The organism is Symbiobacterium turbinis, from assembly GCF_055383075.1.
In genome coordinates, this window is record NZ_AP042433.1 from 628,214 (window position 1) to 644,907 (window position 16,694).

General features: G+C 68.6%; 19 protein-coding genes. 17 read left to right on the forward strand and 2 right to left on the reverse strand.

Annotated elements, in window-relative coordinates; translation table 11 throughout:
• Nucleotides 1–3 precede the first annotated feature (3 nt).
• The 3 genes from def to ACZ45O_RS02950 all read left to right on the forward strand — a co-directional run bounded on the left by def (nucleotide 4) and on the right by ACZ45O_RS02950 (nucleotide 2,393).
• Nucleotides 4–615 (forward strand): peptide deformylase, encoded by a 612-nt coding sequence (def, locus tag ACZ45O_RS02940; protein WP_464855466.1) that lies wholly within the window; start codon nucleotides 4–6, stop codon nucleotides 613–615.
• Nucleotides 616–617: 2 nt separating this feature from the next.
• Nucleotides 618–1,559 (forward strand): methionyl-tRNA formyltransferase, encoded by a 942-nt coding sequence (fmt, locus tag ACZ45O_RS02945; RefSeq protein ID WP_464855467.1) that lies wholly within the window; start codon nucleotides 618–620, stop codon nucleotides 1,557–1,559.
• Nucleotides 1,560–1,718: 159 nt separating this feature from the next.
• Entirely contained in the window at nucleotides 1,719–2,393 is a 675-nt protein-coding gene (locus tag ACZ45O_RS02950; protein WP_464857640.1) for a zinc metallopeptidase, read from the forward strand.
• A 554-nt stretch (nucleotides 2,394–2,947) separates the two neighbouring features.
• Here the strand turns inward: ACZ45O_RS02950 and ACZ45O_RS02955 are convergent.
• On the reverse strand, nucleotides 2,948–3,139 hold the full coding sequence (locus ACZ45O_RS02955; RefSeq protein ID WP_464855468.1) for a hypothetical protein: 192 nt from the start codon (nucleotides 3,137–3,139) through the stop codon (nucleotides 2,948–2,950).
• Nucleotides 3,140–3,277: 138 nt separating this feature from the next.
• On the opposite strand from ACZ45O_RS02955, the gene ACZ45O_RS02960 reads away from it, so the two are divergent.
• From ACZ45O_RS02960 to hslO, 12 genes are all read left to right on the forward strand, one after another.
• A complete protein-coding gene (locus ACZ45O_RS02960) occupies nucleotides 3,278–3,568 on the forward strand; it encodes a hypothetical protein (protein ID WP_464855469.1) in 291 nt (96 codons plus the stop codon).
• A gap of 77 nt (nucleotides 3,569–3,645) precedes the next feature.
• Entirely contained in the window at nucleotides 3,646–5,025 is a 1,380-nt protein-coding gene (rsmB, locus tag ACZ45O_RS02965) for a 16S rRNA (cytosine(967)-C(5))-methyltransferase RsmB (protein ID WP_464855470.1), read from the forward strand.
• A 63-nt stretch (nucleotides 5,026–5,088) separates the two neighbouring features.
• Complete coding sequence (locus ACZ45O_RS02970; protein ID WP_464855471.1) at nucleotides 5,089–5,871, forward strand: hypothetical protein; 783 nt, start codon at nucleotides 5,089–5,091, stop codon at nucleotides 5,869–5,871.
• Between the two features lie 32 nt (nucleotides 5,872–5,903).
• Nucleotides 5,904–6,428, forward strand: coding sequence for a gamma carbonic anhydrase family protein (locus ACZ45O_RS02975; RefSeq protein ID WP_464855472.1), 525 nt, complete (start codon nucleotides 5,904–5,906; stop codon nucleotides 6,426–6,428).
• A 293-nt stretch (nucleotides 6,429–6,721) separates the two neighbouring features.
• Entirely contained in the window at nucleotides 6,722–7,837 is a 1,116-nt protein-coding gene (rlmN, locus tag ACZ45O_RS02980) for a dual-specificity RNA methyltransferase RlmN (protein ID WP_464855473.1), read from the forward strand.
• Between the two features lie 7 nt (nucleotides 7,838–7,844).
• The gene (locus ACZ45O_RS02985; protein WP_464855474.1) at nucleotides 7,845–8,591 is read left to right on the forward strand and encodes a Stp1/IreP family PP2C-type Ser/Thr phosphatase; all 747 of its coding nucleotides are present in this window, start codon (nucleotides 7,845–7,847) and stop codon (nucleotides 8,589–8,591) included.
• A gap of 6 nt (nucleotides 8,592–8,597) precedes the next feature.
• Nucleotides 8,598–10,490 (forward strand): Stk1 family PASTA domain-containing Ser/Thr kinase, encoded by a 1,893-nt coding sequence (pknB, locus tag ACZ45O_RS02990; RefSeq protein ID WP_464855475.1) that lies wholly within the window; start codon nucleotides 8,598–8,600, stop codon nucleotides 10,488–10,490.
• A 20-nt stretch (nucleotides 10,491–10,510) separates the two neighbouring features.
• Nucleotides 10,511–11,389 carry a ribosome small subunit-dependent GTPase A gene (rsgA, locus tag ACZ45O_RS02995; RefSeq protein WP_464855476.1) on the forward strand — a complete coding sequence of 293 codons (879 nt, stop codon included), beginning with the start codon at nucleotides 10,511–10,513 and terminating at the stop codon, nucleotides 11,387–11,389.
• Nucleotides 11,390–11,394: 5 nt separating this feature from the next.
• Nucleotides 11,395–12,063 carry a ribulose-phosphate 3-epimerase gene (rpe, locus tag ACZ45O_RS03000; protein WP_464855477.1) on the forward strand — a complete coding sequence of 223 codons (669 nt, stop codon included), beginning with the start codon at nucleotides 11,395–11,397 and terminating at the stop codon, nucleotides 12,061–12,063.
• Nucleotides 12,064–12,091: 28 nt separating this feature from the next.
• Nucleotides 12,092–12,523, forward strand: coding sequence for a chemotaxis protein CheW (locus ACZ45O_RS03005; RefSeq protein ID WP_464855478.1), 432 nt, complete (start codon nucleotides 12,092–12,094; stop codon nucleotides 12,521–12,523).
• Between the two features lie 97 nt (nucleotides 12,524–12,620).
• Entirely contained in the window at nucleotides 12,621–12,788 is a 168-nt protein-coding gene (locus ACZ45O_RS03010) for a hypothetical protein (RefSeq protein WP_464855479.1), read from the forward strand.
• A 272-nt stretch (nucleotides 12,789–13,060) separates the two neighbouring features.
• A complete protein-coding gene (gene hslO / locus ACZ45O_RS03015; RefSeq protein ID WP_464855480.1) occupies nucleotides 13,061–13,948 on the forward strand; it encodes an Hsp33 family molecular chaperone HslO in 888 nt (295 codons plus the stop codon).
• A gap of 69 nt (nucleotides 13,949–14,017) precedes the next feature.
• Here the strand turns inward: hslO and rpmB are convergent, their stop codons facing one another.
• Complete coding sequence (gene rpmB, locus ACZ45O_RS03020) at nucleotides 14,018–14,209, reverse strand: 50S ribosomal protein L28 (protein ID WP_464855481.1); 192 nt, start codon at nucleotides 14,207–14,209, stop codon at nucleotides 14,018–14,020.
• A 175-nt stretch (nucleotides 14,210–14,384) separates the two neighbouring features.
• Here rpmB and ACZ45O_RS03025 point away from each other — a divergent pair, with 175 nt between their 5' ends.
• Nucleotides 14,385–14,744, forward strand: a complete 360-nt coding sequence (locus tag ACZ45O_RS03025; RefSeq protein ID WP_464855482.1) for an Asp23/Gls24 family envelope stress response protein — start codon at nucleotides 14,385–14,387, stop codon at nucleotides 14,742–14,744.
• A gap of 71 nt (nucleotides 14,745–14,815) precedes the next feature.
• Entirely contained in the window at nucleotides 14,816–16,597 is a 1,782-nt protein-coding gene (locus ACZ45O_RS03030) for a DAK2 domain-containing protein (protein WP_464855483.1), read from the forward strand.
• The last annotated feature ends 97 nt before the right edge of the window (nucleotides 16,598–16,694 follow it).

Sequence of the window (16,694 nt, forward strand, 5' to 3'; positions counted from 1 at the left end):
TACATGGCAATTCTGGAGATCGTGAAAGACCCGGCGGAGGTCCTGCGCAAGAAGGCCCGGCCGGTGACCAAGATCAACGCTTCGGTCCGCAAGCTGCTGGACGACATGACCGAGACGATGTACGCCGCCCCCGGCGTGGGCCTGGCGGCCCCGCAGGTGGGCGTGTCAAAGCGGATCATCGTCGTCGACCCGCAGGACGGGTCGGGCCAGCTGTACCAGCTCATCAACCCGGAGATCGTGAAGGCCGAGGGCTGGGTGGAGGGGACCGAAGGCTGCCTCTCCATTCCCGGCATGATCGGCGACGTGTGGCGCTACGAGAAGGTGCAGGTGGTGGCCCTGGACCGCACCGGCAAGAAGGTCTGGATCGACGCGGAGGGCTACCTGGCCCGCATCTTCCAGCACGAGATCGACCACCTGGACGGCATCCTGTACACTGACAAGTGCTCGAACCTGCGGCCGGTGCCCGAGGGCGAGGAGGAGGCCGAGGAGGCCAGGGCGGCGCAGGCCGCCGAGGCGTCCGCTGACGCGGGGGTGTCGGCTGAGGCGGAGGGTCAGAAGGCCGCTGCGGTATCGGCGGGCGGCGAGGGCGCTGAACCGCCCGCGAAGGAGGAATAGACTTGCTCAAGATCCTCTTCATGGGAACGCCGGAGTTCGCCGCGGTCTCCCTGCGCGCGCTGCTGGCGGCAGGCTATCCGGTCGTCGGGGTCGTCACCCAGCCGGACCGGCCGGCCGGGCGCGGCGGTAAGCTGCGGCCTTCCCCGGTGAAGGAGGTTGCGCTGGAGCACGACCTGCCCCTGTTCCAGCCCCGGCGGCTGCGCCGGCCTGAGGTGATCGCCCAGCTGAAGGAGCTGGGCGCGGACCTCACCGTCGTGGTGGCCTACGGGCAGATCCTCTCCAGGGAGGCCCTGGAGATCAGCCCCCTGGGGGCGATCAACGTGCACGGTTCGCTCCTGCCCCGCTGGCGGGGCGCGGCGCCGATTCAACGCGCCATCATGGCCGGCGACACCGAGACCGGCGTCTGCACCATGTGGATGGACGAGGGCATGGACACCGGCGACATCTGCCTGACCGCCCGGGTGCCCATCGGCCCGGATGCCACCGGCGGCGAGATCCACGACCAGCTGGCCCGGCTCGGGGCCGAACTGCTGGTGGAGACGGTGCGGCGGGTGGAGGCCGGCGACGCCCCGCGCATCCCCCAGCCGGAGGAGGGCGTGACCTACGCCGCCAAGCTGGGGCCGGAGGACGAGGTGATCGACTGGACCCGGCCGGCGGCGGAGCTGCACAACCAGATCCGCGCCCTGAACCCCTGGCCCGGCGCTTACACCACCGGCCCAAGGGGCAGGCTGAAGATATGGCGGGCCTCGGTGGCGCCGAACCCTGACCCGGGGGCGGAGCCCGGCACCGTGGTGGCCGTGGTGCGGCGGGAGGGCTTCACCGTGGCGACGGGCGACGGCGCCCTTCTGGTGCGGGAGGTCCAGCCGCACGGAAAGGGCCGGATGGATGCGCAGTCGTATGTCAACGGCGGCGGCGCCCAGGTGGGCACGCGTTTTTCGCCGTAATCTGGGCTGCGGCGCGAACCTCCGGCGGGCCTGGCATAGTCTTTATAAGAGAGAGCTTGGACACCCGGACGCAGATGGCAGACCGGGTGTTGGGTGACTCTGGTGCGTGAATGGGAGGGTCCTGGCTTGCCGTATTTCTATCCGTTCTTCGATCCGACGATGATCTTTCTGCTCCCCGCCATCATCCTGGTGATCTGGGCGCAGGCGCGGGTGCGGAGCTCGTTCAACGAGTGGTCGCGGGTCGGTACGCGCTCGGGTGTGACGGCGGCTCAGGTCGCCCGTGACATCCTGGACCGGCACGGGCTCACCGACGTGCCCATCGAGCGCGTGCGGGGGTACCTGAGCGACCACTATGACCCCCAGAAGCGTGTCGTTCGTCTTTCCGATTCCACGTATTCCAGCAACTCCATTGCCGCCATCGGCGTGGCGGCCCATGAAGTGGGGCACGCCATCCAGCACGAGTTCTCCTACATGCCGCTGCAGATGCGCAACCTGATCTGGCCGGTGGCCCGCATCGGCGACAGCCTGGGGCCGTTCCTGGTGATCATCGGCCTGATCTTCGGCGGCGCCTCGGGCAAGTGGCTGATGGACATCGGCATCCTGCTGTTCCTGGGGGCCGTGCTGTTCTACCTGATCACCCTGCCGGTGGAGTTCAACGCCTCCAGCCGGGCGGTGGAGATCCTGGAGACCGGCGGTTACATGACCCGGCAGGAGGTCGTGGGCGCCCGCAAGGTGCTGAACGCCGCAGCGCTCACGTACGTGGCCGGCGCGGCGACGGCGGTCATGAGCCTGGTGCGCCTGCTGTTCCTCCGGGGCATGGCGTCGGATGAGTAACCGGCAGTCCGGCTGAATAGATGGTTGACGCAGTGGTGCACGGGGGTGCACCACTGTTTTCTCTCAGGAGGCCAGGGGGCGGGTGCACCTGACCTGTCCCCGCCGAATGGGGTGATCCCGTTAAGCGCCCGGTGTAGGCCGTGCAGCGGCACACCGGGCGCTTTCCCGTGCCCCATGCCCTGCGGGTGGACGCAGCAGGGCCCGTGACCGTGCGGGCTGCCGCCCTCTGAATCTCCAAGGAGGCGGCAGAGGGGTCTCACGAGCAGTTCTGCCGGTTGGTTCAAGCGTGAACGGTGACGGAATGAGCCAGGGAGGCTGGAACGGGTGGCTCATTTGTTCACCATTCATGTCGCCGGGGGAGCTGACGCACCCAAGGCACCTGGAATCGAGGCGCAAAACCACTCGGACCCTTGATGCGTGAAGGAATGGGAAGCATGGGGCGAAGCGCGTTTCAGTCGGGGTCGACCAACGTGTAGACCTCACCAGCGTCTAGACCCAAAAAAGAAGGCCGAGTGGCGCGACGAACTGCACCACTGGGCACCTCCCGGTTCACCTTAACGCCGCTCTTCATCCCCGAACGCCGCCGGATCCCCCGGGCGCATGCCCTGGTTGTTGGGCATATTGCCGTGGGCCCTGTTCTCTCCCGTGGCCCCGGCTCCGTCCATGTACTGGGTGTGGCGCGGGCCCGCCCGGGAATCTGCCCGGGGCGGGCCCGCCTGCTTCCTGCGACCCTGATCTGCGCGCATGCGTACCCTCCGGTCATCAACGGTTGAACCCCTCCCGCGGCGGGCATCCTATGCCCACACATCCAGCGGGAGGGCGTCATCATGTACCATCCCCCAGTCTCCTTCCGAGTAACAGCCGCCGACGCAGATGAGGAACGCGTGGCGATCGAGATCCGGGGAATGCCCGCCGGGGAGGCGGTGATCCGGTACGACGACAACACGGCCATCGTCGATGCCCGGGTGGAGCTGGCCGACCTTCCGCAGGTGATCGTGGCACTGGACCGGTTCCATCATGAGTTTGCGGCCGAACTGCTGGCCTACGTCCTGGACCGGGGGGCGATGGCGCAGGAGTCGGACGGCTCGATCATCTACGACCTGGGCTCGGCCATGCACGCGCTCCCGCTGCCCGCGAACCACGAGGTGGGGCTGGGCTTCCCCAACTCGTGGTGAAAACCCATCCTTTGCCCATTGCCTCCAGTTGCGGTACACTCTGCAGAGAGTGACAACCCTACGCTGGAGGCGAGTTCATGCCGCGCCGCAAACCCGCGCCCCCGCGCACCGGCCGCGAGGCCGCCCTGCGCGCGCTGCGCGATGTCGATGTCAAGGCGGCCTACGCCAACCTGGCCCTCGATCACCACCTCTCCGGCAGCAAGCTGGAGGGGCGTGAGCGCGCCCTGGCCACGGAGCTGGCCTACGGGGTGACCCGGCGCCGGGCCACCCTCGACTGGGCGATCAGCCAGGTGGCCACGCGGCCGCTGGAGAAGATGGACCCGTGGGTGCGGAACATCCTGCGGGAGGCGGTCTACCAGATCCTCTACATGGACCGGATTCCCCACTCCGCCGCCGTGGACCAGGCGGTGGAGCTGGCCAAGCAGTACGGGCATGCCGGGCTGGCGAAGTTCGTCAACGGCGTGCTGCGCAACCTGATCCGCAGGCTGCCGGAGCTGAAGTGGCCCGACGAGGCGGCCGAACCCATCCGGGCGCTCGCGGTGAAGCACTCGTACCCCGAGTGGCTTGTCTCCCACTGGCTGGAGCGGTTCGGCCGGGGCGAGGCCGTGCGCCTGCTGGAGGCGGGGAACCAGGTGCCGCCCCTCACCGTGCGGGTCAACCGGCTGAAAGCGACCCGGGAGGAGGCGGCTGCCGCCCTGGCGGAGGAGGGGGTCCGCACCGAGCCCACCCGCCACTCGCCCCAGGGGCTGATCATCCGCGACCTCACCTCGGCCTCGTGGCTCGACCGGCTGAAGGCGATGAAGCAGGGGCTCATCACCGTACAGGACGAGTCGTCCATGCTGGCCGCCGCCGTGGTGGCCCCGCAGCCGGGCTGGACGGTGATCGACGTGGCCGCCGCCCCGGGCGGCAAGTCCACCCACCTGGCGGAGCTGATGGACAACCAGGGCCACGTGATCGCCCTGGACATCCACCCCCACAAGGTGGACCTGATCGAGCAGAATGCCGCGCGGTTGGGAACGACCATCGTGCAGGCCGTCTGCCTGGACGCCCGCCGGGTGGGCGAGATGATGCCGGAGCGAGCGGACGCCATCCTCTGCGACCTGCCCTGCTCCGGGCTGGGCACGCTCTCCCGCCGGCCCGACGCCCGGTGGCGGAAGAGCCCGGAGGACGTGGAGGCCCTGGTGCCGGTGCAGCGGGCCATCCTGGAGTCGGCGGCGAAGGCCCTGAAGCCGGGCGGGGTGCTGGTCTACTCCACCTGCACCATTCAGCCGGCGGAGAACGAGGAGCTGGTGGAGGCGTTCGTCGCCGACCATCCCGAGTTCCGGTTCGACAACATCTGGGGCTACCTGCCGGAGAGCATCGCGCGGGAGGGGCAGGCGGAGGGGTACGTGCAGCTTCTGCCCCATGTGCACGGCACCGACGGCTTCTTCATCGCCCGGATGGTGAAAACAGGGTAACGCCCGGGGTTGAAACGGGCGGCGGGACCCTCCCCGTCCAAGGGGCAGAGGGGGGGCATCGCGATGCGAAACTGGACACGGAGTTCACTGGTTGCCGGGATGCTGCTCGTCTCGCTCCTCGCCGCCGGGTGCGCCGCCTCTCCGGGTGAACGGGCGCTTTCGGGGGACGCACAGCAACCGGAGATTGCGGGCCCCTCGGGCATCGAGCCCGCCGGGGGCGCGCAGGGGGGTGTGGGCCGCGCGAAAGGCGCGGGCGGCGGGGCCGCCGTGGCGGATCCCGACGCGCCCGTGGCTGCTGTCGGCGGGGCCGCTGTGACCGATCCCGCCGCTCCTGTGGGTACTGTGGGGGCTCCCGCCGCACAGGTGGACCCCCGCACGCCTGTCGGATCGGCTGGCGGCGGCTTCGCCGGGATGGACGGCGGCCCGTCTCACGCTACGGCGCCGGGGTCGGAAGGGGCCGGTTCGAGCGCCTATCCCGGGATTGATCCTGTGCTGGTTGAGCAGTGCGGTGAGGACGGGAACGTGCGCGGCGAGGGGCGCAGCCCGGACCGCCGCAAGTGCCTGTGGGACGCCTACCTGGCCAACCGGCCGGCCACGTTCCGGACGGTGGTTTACACGGTGGAGGGCGACCCGATTGCCTTTGACGTGTCGGTTCAGCACCGGGACCATATCGCGGTCCGGGTCGACAGCGAGGACCGGTTCGGCGCGATGGGGCAGTTCGCCTACACCTGCACCGCGATGGAGTTCATCGATGACTCTAGGTTCGTGCTGAAGGGGTGCACGCCGAGCGACCCCGGCTCAGAGGGGGCCTTTGTGACCGAGGATGGCGAGCTGTACATTCGCTGATCCTGAAACACCTGGAAGGGAGAGACCTGGGGATGCGATACGCGCTGGGCGACAAGACGCCCAACATCGCAGACGGCGTGTTCATCGCCCCGAATGCGGTGGTGATCGGCGACGTGACGCTGGAGCCGGAGGCCAGCATCTGGTTCGGGGCCATGTTGCGGGGCGATGTGGATTCCATTCGCGTCGGCCGCGGCTCCAACGTGCAGGATGCGACCGTCGTGCACTGCGACGCCGGGTTTCCCACCCACATCGGCGCGGACGTGACCATCGGCCACTCGTGCATCATTCATGGCTGCACGATCGGCGACGGCTCGCTGATCGGGATGGGCTCCACCATCATGAACGGGGCGAAGATCGGCGAGAACTGCCTGGTGGGGGCCGGCTCCCTCATTACGGAGGGGAAGGAGTTCCCACCGGGGTCCGTGATCATGGGCCGTCCTGCCCGGGTCGTCCGCCAGGTGACCGAGGCGGAGCTGGAGGGGCTTCGGCGGTCCGCCGAGTGGTACCGCCGCAACGCGCAGCGGTTCGGCCGTGAGTTGCGGCCCCTGGATGCGTGAACCGAGGGATCGTGTGGCTCTGCTGAGGCCGCGGGCGAGTCTGCGCCCGCGGTCATCTGCGCGTTAGGCCAGCCGGGACGTGGTCAAATGCTGATCACCTCCCGGGCGCGGGCTCCGCTCGCGGTCTGGAGCGAAGGGGTGGGGCTGTCGATCGCCGTCGAAGAAGATGTGGACAGAACAGATACCGCCCACAGGAGGGGGGCACGAAACGTTTGCCCAACCGCCCCCCAGCGGTTAAACTCAAAGGTAGGCCCTGTCTCCAGTGGAATCTTTTCGAACAGGAGGACCCCTGAGTGCAGGAATCCGGCTATGTGCCGCTGAAAATCGCCGACCCGGCGCTGCTCTTCACCCAGCTCGGCCGGCAGCCCCTGCCGGGCATGACCATACATGAAATGGCCGACCTCATGGCGGATCTGGGCGAGCCCCGGTTCCGCGCCAGGCAGCTGTTCCAGTGGGTCTACCAGAAGGGGGTCAAGGACTTCGACGCCATGACCAACCTGCCGGCACGGCTGCGGCAGGAGCTGGCCCGGACCACCCTGCTCCGCCTGCTGGAGAAAGACACGGAACAGCACGACAAGCGCACGGGCACCACCAAGTACCTCTTCCGCCTGGCCGACGGGTCGCAGGTGGAGTCGGTGCTGATGCGGCAGTCGTGGGGCAACTCCGTCTGCATCACGACGCAGGTGGGCTGCCGCATGGGCTGCACCTTCTGCGCCTCCACCGTGGGCGGGCTGGTGCGGAACCTGACGGCGGGCGAAATCGTCGATCAGATTGTGATGATGCAGCGGGAACTGCCCGAAGGCGAGCGGGTCAGCACCGTCGTGCTGATGGGCTCGGGCGAGCCGCTCGAGAACTACGATCACGTGGTGAAGGCCATCCGGCTGATGCACGACCCCGAGGGGCTGAACATCGGCTACCGGCACATCACCATCTCCACGTCGGGCATCGTGCCCGGCATGCGCCGGCTGGCGGAGGAGGGGCTGCCCATCACCCTGGCGCTGTCGCTCCACGCCCCGAACAACGAGCTGCGCCGGCAGCTCATGCCCGTGGCCCGCATATGGCCCATCGAGGAGGTGCTCGCCGCGGCCCGGGAGTACGCGGAGAGGACCGGCCGCCGGGTGACGTACGAGTACATCCTCATCGACGGGGTCAACGACGGCCCCGCCGAGGCGCGGGAACTGGCCGGCCTCCTGAAGGGAACGCTGGCGCACGTCAACCTGATTCCGCTGAACCCCGTGGCGGAGCGGCCCCAGTACCGGCGGCCCCGCCCGGAGCGCATAAACCGCTTCAAGCAGATCCTGGAATCCAGCGGCGTTGCCACCACGGTTCGGCGGGAGATGGGCGGTGAAATCGACGCCGCCTGCGGCCAGCTGCGAAACCGTGCGCAGCGCAGACATATGGGGAGATGAGATCACCGTGAGGCTGGTGTACAGCGAGCGGACCGATCCCGGCAGAGTGCGGCCCAGCAACCAGGACGCCTACCTGTTTGAGCCGCTCTCCCTGCCCGGCGGCGGCGCCCTCCTGGCGGTGGCGGACGGTATGGGCGGCTACGACGGCGGCGAGATCGCCTCGCAGCTGGCCATCCAGACGCTGCGCGCCTACGTGCCACCGCGGGTGGAGACGTGGGCACGGGAAGGCACCGTCGGCGAAGGGCTTGTCGAGGCGATCCACGAGGCGAACCAGGCCATCCTGGACGAGCAGATGGCCCACCGGGAGCTGGCCCACATGGGCACGACCATGACGGCCGTGATCGCCATGGGACCGCGCCTCTTCGTCGGCCACGTGGGCGACAGCAAGGCGTTCCTGGTGGGGCCCGCGGAGGCGCGGCAGCTCACCTCCGACCATAACGTGCCGGGCGAGCTCCTGCAGAGCGGCCACCTGACCGAGGAGCAGGCTGCCCTGCACCCGCAGCGGCATGTGCTCACCCGCGCGCTGGGCGTCCGCCCCGACCTGCCCGTGGAACAGCGGGAACTGGAATGGTCGGTGGGCGACCTGCTCCTGCTCTGTACGGACGGGCTGTCCAACCTGGTCAGCCTGGAGGAGATCCGCGAGGCTGCGCTCCGGCTTGAACCCCAGGCCCTGGCCGACTGGCTGGTCAACCTGGCCAACAGCCGCGGGGGCTATGACAACATTACTGTGCTTGCCGCCAGGTGGGAGGGATAACAGCCCTTGATCGGCACAATTCTCGGCAGTCGATACAGAATTGAAGAGCGCATCGGCGGCGGCGGCATGGCCGTGGTTTTCCGAGCCACGGACCTTCAGCTGGGCCGGGAGGTTGCGGTGAAGACCCTCCGCGGCCAGTTCGGCGCGGACGACGAGTTCGTGCGCCGCTTCCGGCGCGAGGCGCAGAACGCCGCCAGCCTCTCCCACCCCAACATCGTGCAGACCTACGATGTGGGCGAGGATGGCGGAACGCACTACATCGTGATGGAACTGGTCGCGGGCAAGACCCTGAAGGCGCTCATCCAGGAGCAGGGGCCGCTGCCGGTGGCCGAGGCCGCGCGCATCGGCATCGCCATTGCCGACGCCCTGGCCCACGCCCACGCCCAGGGAATCGTGCACCGCGACATCAAGCCCCACAACATCCTGCTGGGCCGGGACGGGCGCGTGAAGGTGGCCGACTTCGGCATCGCCCGGGCGGTCACCACCGACACGCTCACCCGCACCGGTTCCTGGATGGGCTCCGCCCACTACTTCAGCCCCGAACAGGCGGACGGCCAGCCGGCATCAAGCAAGTCCGACCTGTACTCGCTGGGCGTCGTCCTGTACGAGATGGTGACGGGCACCGTCCCGTTCCAGGGCGAGAGCCCGATCACCGTTGCCCTGAAGCACCTGCGGGAGCACGTGGATGCGCCGTCGCTGCTCAACGCCGAGGTCCCGGTGGAGATGGACGAGATCATCCTGCGGGCGATGGAGAAGGAGCCGGAGGACCGTTTCGACACAGCGATTCAGATGCGGGACGCCCTGGCGGACTTCCTGCAGATGCACCTGGAGGGCAGAACCCACATGCAGAGCGACGACTTTCCCACGATGGACCTGCGGGCCGCCCGCAGCCGCATGGCCGGCCAGAAGCGGGAGCGGGCCCGGGCGAAGCGGCAGCGGGATCCGGAAGCGGCCGCGCGGCGCGCCCGCATCCGCAACATCATCATCGTCTCGGCGGTGCTGCTCGTGCTGCTGGGCGGCCTGGGCGCCGGGGCGTGGGCGATCTGGAAGTTCCTAGACGTGCCCGAGGTGCAGGTGCCGCCCATTGTGGGCGTGCACATCACCCAGGCCGAGGAGATGCTGGCCGGCGCCAAGCTGCAGCGCGCCATCGTATCCGAGCGGCACAGCGATCTGGAGCAGCTCTACATCATCGAGGCCCGGCCCGAACCCGGTTCCATGGTGAAGGAGGGCGCGGTGATCGAGCTGGTGGTCTCGAAGGGGCCGGAGACGGTGGAACTGCCTGACGTGGTGGGCATGCACATCGACGAGGCCACCGCCGTCCTGAAGACCGAGCGGTTCAAGGTCGGCCCGATCAAGGAGCAGATCTCCAGCCGGCCTGCCGGCGAGGTCATCGAGCAGGCGCCGGCGGCGCGCACGCCGCTGAAGGTCGGCTCCGAGGTGGCGCTCACGGTCTCGCTGGGGCCGCTGAAGGTGCCCGAGGTCGCCGGCCTGTCGCTGGAGGATGCGCGGAAGGCGCTGACCGATGCGGGGCTGGTGCCCGGCACCGTCACCGAGCGGGCGGACACCGAGCCCGAGGGCACGGTGCTGGCCGCCATCCCGGCCGAGGGCAGCCAGGTGACCCCCGGGCAGCGGGTGGATCTGGTCGTCTCCTCGGGGCCGGAGCTCCTGGGCACCGAGTTCAGCAAGCAGCTGGTCGTGCCCGGGCCGGCGACGCAGAAGGTGCGGTTCCAGGTGGTGCTGATCGACCAGATCGACGGCGCCGAGGAGCCGCGCGTCCTGGTGGACGAGGAACTGGCAGGCGGTCACCATGTGGTCGTTTCGGACAAGTTCTACGGCAGCAGCGCCTACCTGATCATCAACGTCAACGGCGTTGAGGCGGGCTGGGTTGAGCTGCCCTAAAAGAGAGGTGGGGTCGAAGTGTGCCAGTAGGCAAGGTCATCCGATCGCATTCGAACATCTACTACGTGCTGGTGGACGGCCATGAGGTGGAGTGCCGCCCCCGGGGCAAGTTCCGGCTGGACAGGCTCCAGGTGCGGGCCGGAGACGAGGTGGAGGTCACGCTGGCGCCCGACGGCGAGGGCCGCATCGAGAAGGTGCTGCCGCGGCGCAACTGCCTGGAGCGGCCGCCGGTGGCCAACGTGGACCAGTGCCTGGTGGTCTTCACCCTGGTGGAGCCCGACGCCGATTACCTCTTCCTCGACCGGGTGCTCGTTCACGTGGAGCAGGCGGGGGTCGAGCCGCTCATCCTGCTCAACAAGATCGACCTGGTGGTGGAGGAGGACGTGAACGCCTTCGTGCGGGCCTACCGCGACCTGGTGGGCTACCGGGTGCTGCCCATTTCCGCCCGGGAGGGGACGGGGCTGGACGAGCTGCGGCCCCACCTGGTGGGCAGGACGTCGGTTTTGGCCGGCCACTCGGGCGTGGGCAAGTCGCACCTGGTGCGCGCCCTGGAGCCCCACCGGGAGGACGTGCGGGTGGGGGCCGTATCGGCCAAGTCCAGGAAGGGCCGGCACACCACGCGCCACGTGGAACTGATCCCCCTCACGGGCGGCGGCCTCCTGGCCGACGCCCCGGGGTTTACCTATCTGGAGTTCCAGGACATCGACAAGTGGACCCTGCGGGACTACTTCCCGGAGTTTGCCCCGTACCAGTCGGAGTGTCGGTACGCCGACTGCCTGCACCGGGCTGAGCCCGAGTGCGGGGTGCGGGACGCGGTGGAGGCCGGGGCGATTCCCGAGAGCCGCCATCAGAATTACCTGGTGTTCCTCGAAGAAGTAGAGGCCATGAAGAGGTGGTAGTGCCCGTGTTCGATCCTGCGCGCCTGAAGGTTGCTCCGTCGCTGCTCTCGGCCGATTTCGCGGACCTGGCCTCCGAGCTTGCCGCCATCGAGGCGGCGGGGGCCGACTGGGCTCACCTGGACGTGATGGACGGTCACTTCGTGCCCAACATCACCTTCGGTCCGCCGGTGATCGCGAAGATGAGGCCCCGGTCGAAGCTCTTCTTCGACGCGCACCTGATGATCCGCCAGCCCGAGCGATACATAGCGGATTTCGTGAAGGCGGGGGCCGACCTGATCACCGTGCATGCGGAGGCCTGCGACCACCTGCACAGGGTGCTCGGCCAGATCCGGGAGGCCGGCGTGAAGGCCGGCGTCGCGCTGAACCCCCACACGCCGGTGGGGGTGCTGGCCCACGTGCTGGACCTGGTGGACCTGATCCTGATCATGACCGTCAACCCCGGGTTCGGCGGCCAGCGCTTCATCGAGGCCTGCCTGCCGAAGATCCGGCAGGCGAAGGACCTGGTGGCCGAGGCCGGACTGGCCGATAAAGTGGAGATCCAGGTAGACGGCGGCGTCGACCCCCGCACGGCCCCCCTGTGCGCGGAGGCAGGCGCCACGGTGCTGGTGGCCGGGACGGCGGTGTTCGGAAAGGAAGACTACGCGGCGGCCATCGCGGCCCTGCGGGGGCAGTAGCCCCGGTTGATGCGAAGGAGGTGGCAGCATGGCATCCCGCCAGTACGTGATCTTCCGCCTGGATGATCAGTGGTACGGTGCGGATATTGGGGTCGTGCGCGAGGTGAGCTACCTCATTCCGGTCACGCGCCTGCCCAACACCCCCCATTACGTGGACGGCGTGATCGACCTGCGGGGCGAGGTCATGCCGGTCATCGACATGCGCAAGCGGCTGGGGCTGCCCAGCCGGCCGGCGGACGGCGACAGCCGCATCATGATCCTCACCGTCGGAAGCGTGACCGCCGCCCTGGTCGTGGACGGGGTGGAGCAGGTGATGACGATCGAGGAGGAGGCCATCAGCAAGCCGGAGGCCGACCTGACGGTGGCCGGCCAGGACTACGTCTACGGCGTCGCCCGCAGGGGCGACAGGCTCGTGGTGCTGATCGACCTGGCCCGGATGCTCTCCATCGCGGTAGCCTGACTTCAGGGCTTGGCCCCCCCGTTTCCGGAGGCAAGTTTTCCCCTCAGCCTACGTATGTTGGGTGAAGAACGGGTTCGCCGGGACGGGAGGGGTCGCCGTGCGGATGGGGCTGGGCAGGCGGAAGCCGCCGCGCAGGGCGCTGGTGGGCTTCGTGCTGATCCTCGCGGGCGTGTCGATCGTGCTCACGGCACTGCCCGGCTTCGTCTACGCTGCGGTGATCGGGGGACTGATCGCCTACGTCGGCTACACGTTGATTGGCCGGTGAGCCATCGGTCAGGGAAGGGGGGCACCTGTGTGCGCATCACCGTCATCCGACTGCCGCGACCCTTGGGGCGTATGCTGATGGCCATTATGAAAGTGTTTTCCGGCAAGCGGGGGGAAGGCAGGGACGCCGCGTAGCGTGCACCGGGAGCACCTGCAGCCCGCGAGCCGGCCGCATCGGCCCGCAAAAGCCCACGCACCCCGGCGGTCGATTGCCGCCGGGGTCGATACTTGGCTATAATAGGGAAGACTTGCCGCTTGGAGGTAGAATGGATCATGGCCGATTACCTGGTGCGGGCGATCGGCGACGGCGGGAACGTGCGCGCCTTCGCCGCGGTGACCACAGACCTGGTGGAGGAGGCCCGGCGTCGCCACGACACCTGGCCCACCGCGACCGCCGCCCTGGGACGGGCGCTCACCGGTACCGCAATGCTGGCCGCGACCTTGAAGGATCCCGATGAATCCCTGACCCTGCGCGTGGCGGGCGACGGCCCCCTGCGGGGCATCATCTGCGACGCGGACGAACAGGGGCAGGTGCGGGGCTACGTGAACGAGCCCCACGTGGACCTGGACCCCACCCCGCAGGGCAAGCTGAACGTGGGCGGGGCCGTGGGCTCCGGCATGCTCTACGTCACGCGCCAGCTCGCACTGCAGGGCATTTACACCGGCTCCGCCGAGCTGGTCTCCGGCGAGATCGCCGAGGACCTGGCCTACTACCTGACCCGCTCGGAGCAGACCCCCTCGGCCGTGGGCATCGGGGTGCGGGTGGGCCCCGACGGCGCGGTGGTGGCCGCGGGCGGCTACATGCTGCAGCTCTTGCCGGCCACGCCCGACGCCGACCGGGACCGGCTGGAGGAGAACCTGGTCAAGCTGGGCTCGGTCAGCCTGGCAGTGGAGCAGGGGATGACGCCGGAGGAGATTCTGGCCGCGGTGCTGTCCGGCATCGACTACCAGATCCTCGAGCGGCGCGATCTGCGCTTCGCCTGCAAGTGCAGCCGGGAGCGGGCCCTGGGGGCCATCGCCCTGCTGGATGAGAAGGACCTGGCCGCCCTGGTGGAGGAGGACCGCGGGGCCGAGCTGACCTGCCACTTCTGCAACGAGGTCTACCGCTTCTCGGAGGAGGAGGTCCGCCGCGTGCGGGAGGGCATGCAGCGGACCCAGTAGCCGGCGGCGGGCGCAATGGCGAAAACCCGGCCGCAGGATGCGGCCGGGTTTGCTGGCGGACAGGACAGGCTAGATCGCGCGCTGCACCTTTCCGCTGCGCAGGCAGCGGGTGCAGACGGTGATGCGCTGGACGCGGCCGTCCACAATCGCCCGGACGTTCTGGACGTTGGGCGACCAGGAGCGCTTGGTCTTGTTCTCAGCATGGCTGACGTTGTGGCCGCGGGACACGCCCTTGTTGCAAACCTCGCAGCGACGAGCCAAGGTCGGACACCTCCTCCAGGCGGAGATCGAGCTCACCTCGTTTAAAGCACGATCCATATCATAACACAACGTGTGCAATCATGACAAGCGCGGGTGCGGCGGCCAATTCGGCTGATCCGGCAGGAATTCGACCATTCCAGGAAGAACATATCGCCGCTGGAAGGGGGGAGCCCCCTTGGGGAAGGAGATCATCACCGAGCGGGGCCGCATCTACGTCTCTAACGACGTGATTGCAACCCTGGCCGGCATCGCCACCACCGAATGCTACGGCATCGTCGGCATGGCCTCCTCCCGCTTTCAGGACGGCATCTCGGAGCTTCTGGGCCGCGAGAACCTGGCCCGGGGTGTCGCGGTGGAGGTCGATGGCGATTCGGTGGAGATCGACCTGTATATCGTAGTGGGATATGGTACCCGCATCTCGGAGATCGGGCGCAACGTCACCGAAAAGGTGCGTTACGTCGTCGAGAGCTACACAGGGCTGAAGGTGCGGGGGGTACACATCCATGTCCGCGGCGTCAAGCTCGGGCACGCCTGAGCAGACGCCGCTTCAGGTCCATACTACCAGCCCCGCTGCGGCAGCCGGTGGGGATGAGGAGGCACTCATCGTTGAGTATTCAGACCATCGACGGCAAGGCGTTAAAACAGATGATCCTCCGCGCAGCCGCCAGGCTCGAAGCCGAGAAGGACGCGGTAAACGCCTTGAACGTCTTCCCCGTACCGGACGGCGACACCGGAACCAACATGTCGATGACGCTCACCTCGGCCAACCGGGAGGTGGAGCGGGCGGGCGACCGCACGGTGGGTGAGGTGGCCGCCGCCCTGGCCCAGGGCTCGCTGATGGGCGCCCGGGGCAATTCGGGGGTCATTCTGTCGCAGTTGTTCCGGGGTTTTGCCAAGTACCTGGACGGCAAGGTGACCATCGACGGCCGCGATCTGGCCCGGGCCCTTCAGGAGGGCGTGGATACGGCCTACAAGGCGGTCATGAAGCCCGTGGAGGGCACGATTCTCACGGTGGCCAGGGAGGCTGCCGCGGCGGCCCAGCAGGCGAGCCGGAAGGACAGGGCCGCGGTGGCGGTGATGCGGGCGGCGGTGGAGGCGGCCGAGGAGGCCCTGGCGAAGACCCCCGATCTCCTGCCCGTGCTGAAGAAGGCCGGCGTGGTTGACTCGGGCGGCAAGGGGCTGACCGTGATCTACCACGGCTACTACGAGGCGCTCTCGGGCCACGCGTCCGACGTGGCGACCGTCGCCACGGAGGTCAGCCCGGCGGAGCCGGCCCCCGTCCGGCACGACACCTCGCCGGCGACGCAGGTGGCCTTCAAGGTCGACGAGGAGATCTCCGACATCCGCTTCCCCTACGACTGCGAGTTCTTCATCCGGCGGTACAAGGACGGCCCGCCGATCCCGATGGACGACATCGCCCGGGAGCTGGAGCAGTGGGGCGACTCGATCTACGTGGTTGGCAGCGAGGACCTGGCGAAGGTGCACGTGCACGCCTCGAACCCCGGCCCGGTGCTGTCGCTGGCGATTCAGTACGGCGACCTCATCGACATCGTCATCCACAACATGCGGGAGCAGCACGAGGACCTGCTGCGCAACGCCCAGCCGGCGCCCGAGGGCGTCGCCTCGACCGGGCTGGCGGGCGCGGCGGATCACCCCGAGGGCGCCGCACAGCCGGGCAACCCCGCGGGCGCTGCACATGCCGATGACCCCGGCCCGCAGGAGGAGCAGCCCACGGCCGTGGTCGCCGTGGCCGCGGGGGAGGGGATGGCCGAGATCTTCCGCTCCCTGGGGGTGAGCCAGGTCATCGAGGGCGGGCAGACGATGAACCCGTCCACGCAGGACCTGCTGGATGCCGTGGAGCAGTGCCCCAGCCGGCAGGTGTTCCTCCTGCCCAACAACAAGAACATCATCCTGGCCGCCGAACAGGTGGTGGCCCTGACGGAGAAGAAGGTCTACGTCGTGCCCACCCGGTCGGTGCCCGAGGGGATCTCGGCCATGGTGGCCTGGATGCCCGATGAGGAGGACGGCGAGCGGCTGTTCAGCAGCATGAAGCAGGCCATCGCCGGGGTGCAGACCGGCGAGGTCACCTATGCCGTGCGCGACACGGTCTACGAGGACCTCGAGATCAAGGAGGGCGACATCCTCGGCCTGTGGAACGGCAAGATCCGCCAGATCGGGAAGGAGCCCGAGGCCGTGCTGACCGCCCTGCTGGAGGCGATGGTGGAGGAGGAGGGCGGCGAGGTGATCGCCGTCTACTACGGCGACGGCGTCGATGCCGAGCGGGCCGAGGCTGTGGCCGAGCAGCTGCGTGAGCGCTTCCCCGACCACGAGGTCGAGATGCAGTACGGCGGGCAGCCGCTCTACCACTACGTGTTCTCTCTGGAATAACGCACGATGTGTGCCGGGCTGACCCGGCGGAGCAGAGGACTCCGCCGGGTCAGCCCTTTTCGCGCGCGGCGCCGCGCCCGGTTCCGGCGTGTGACCC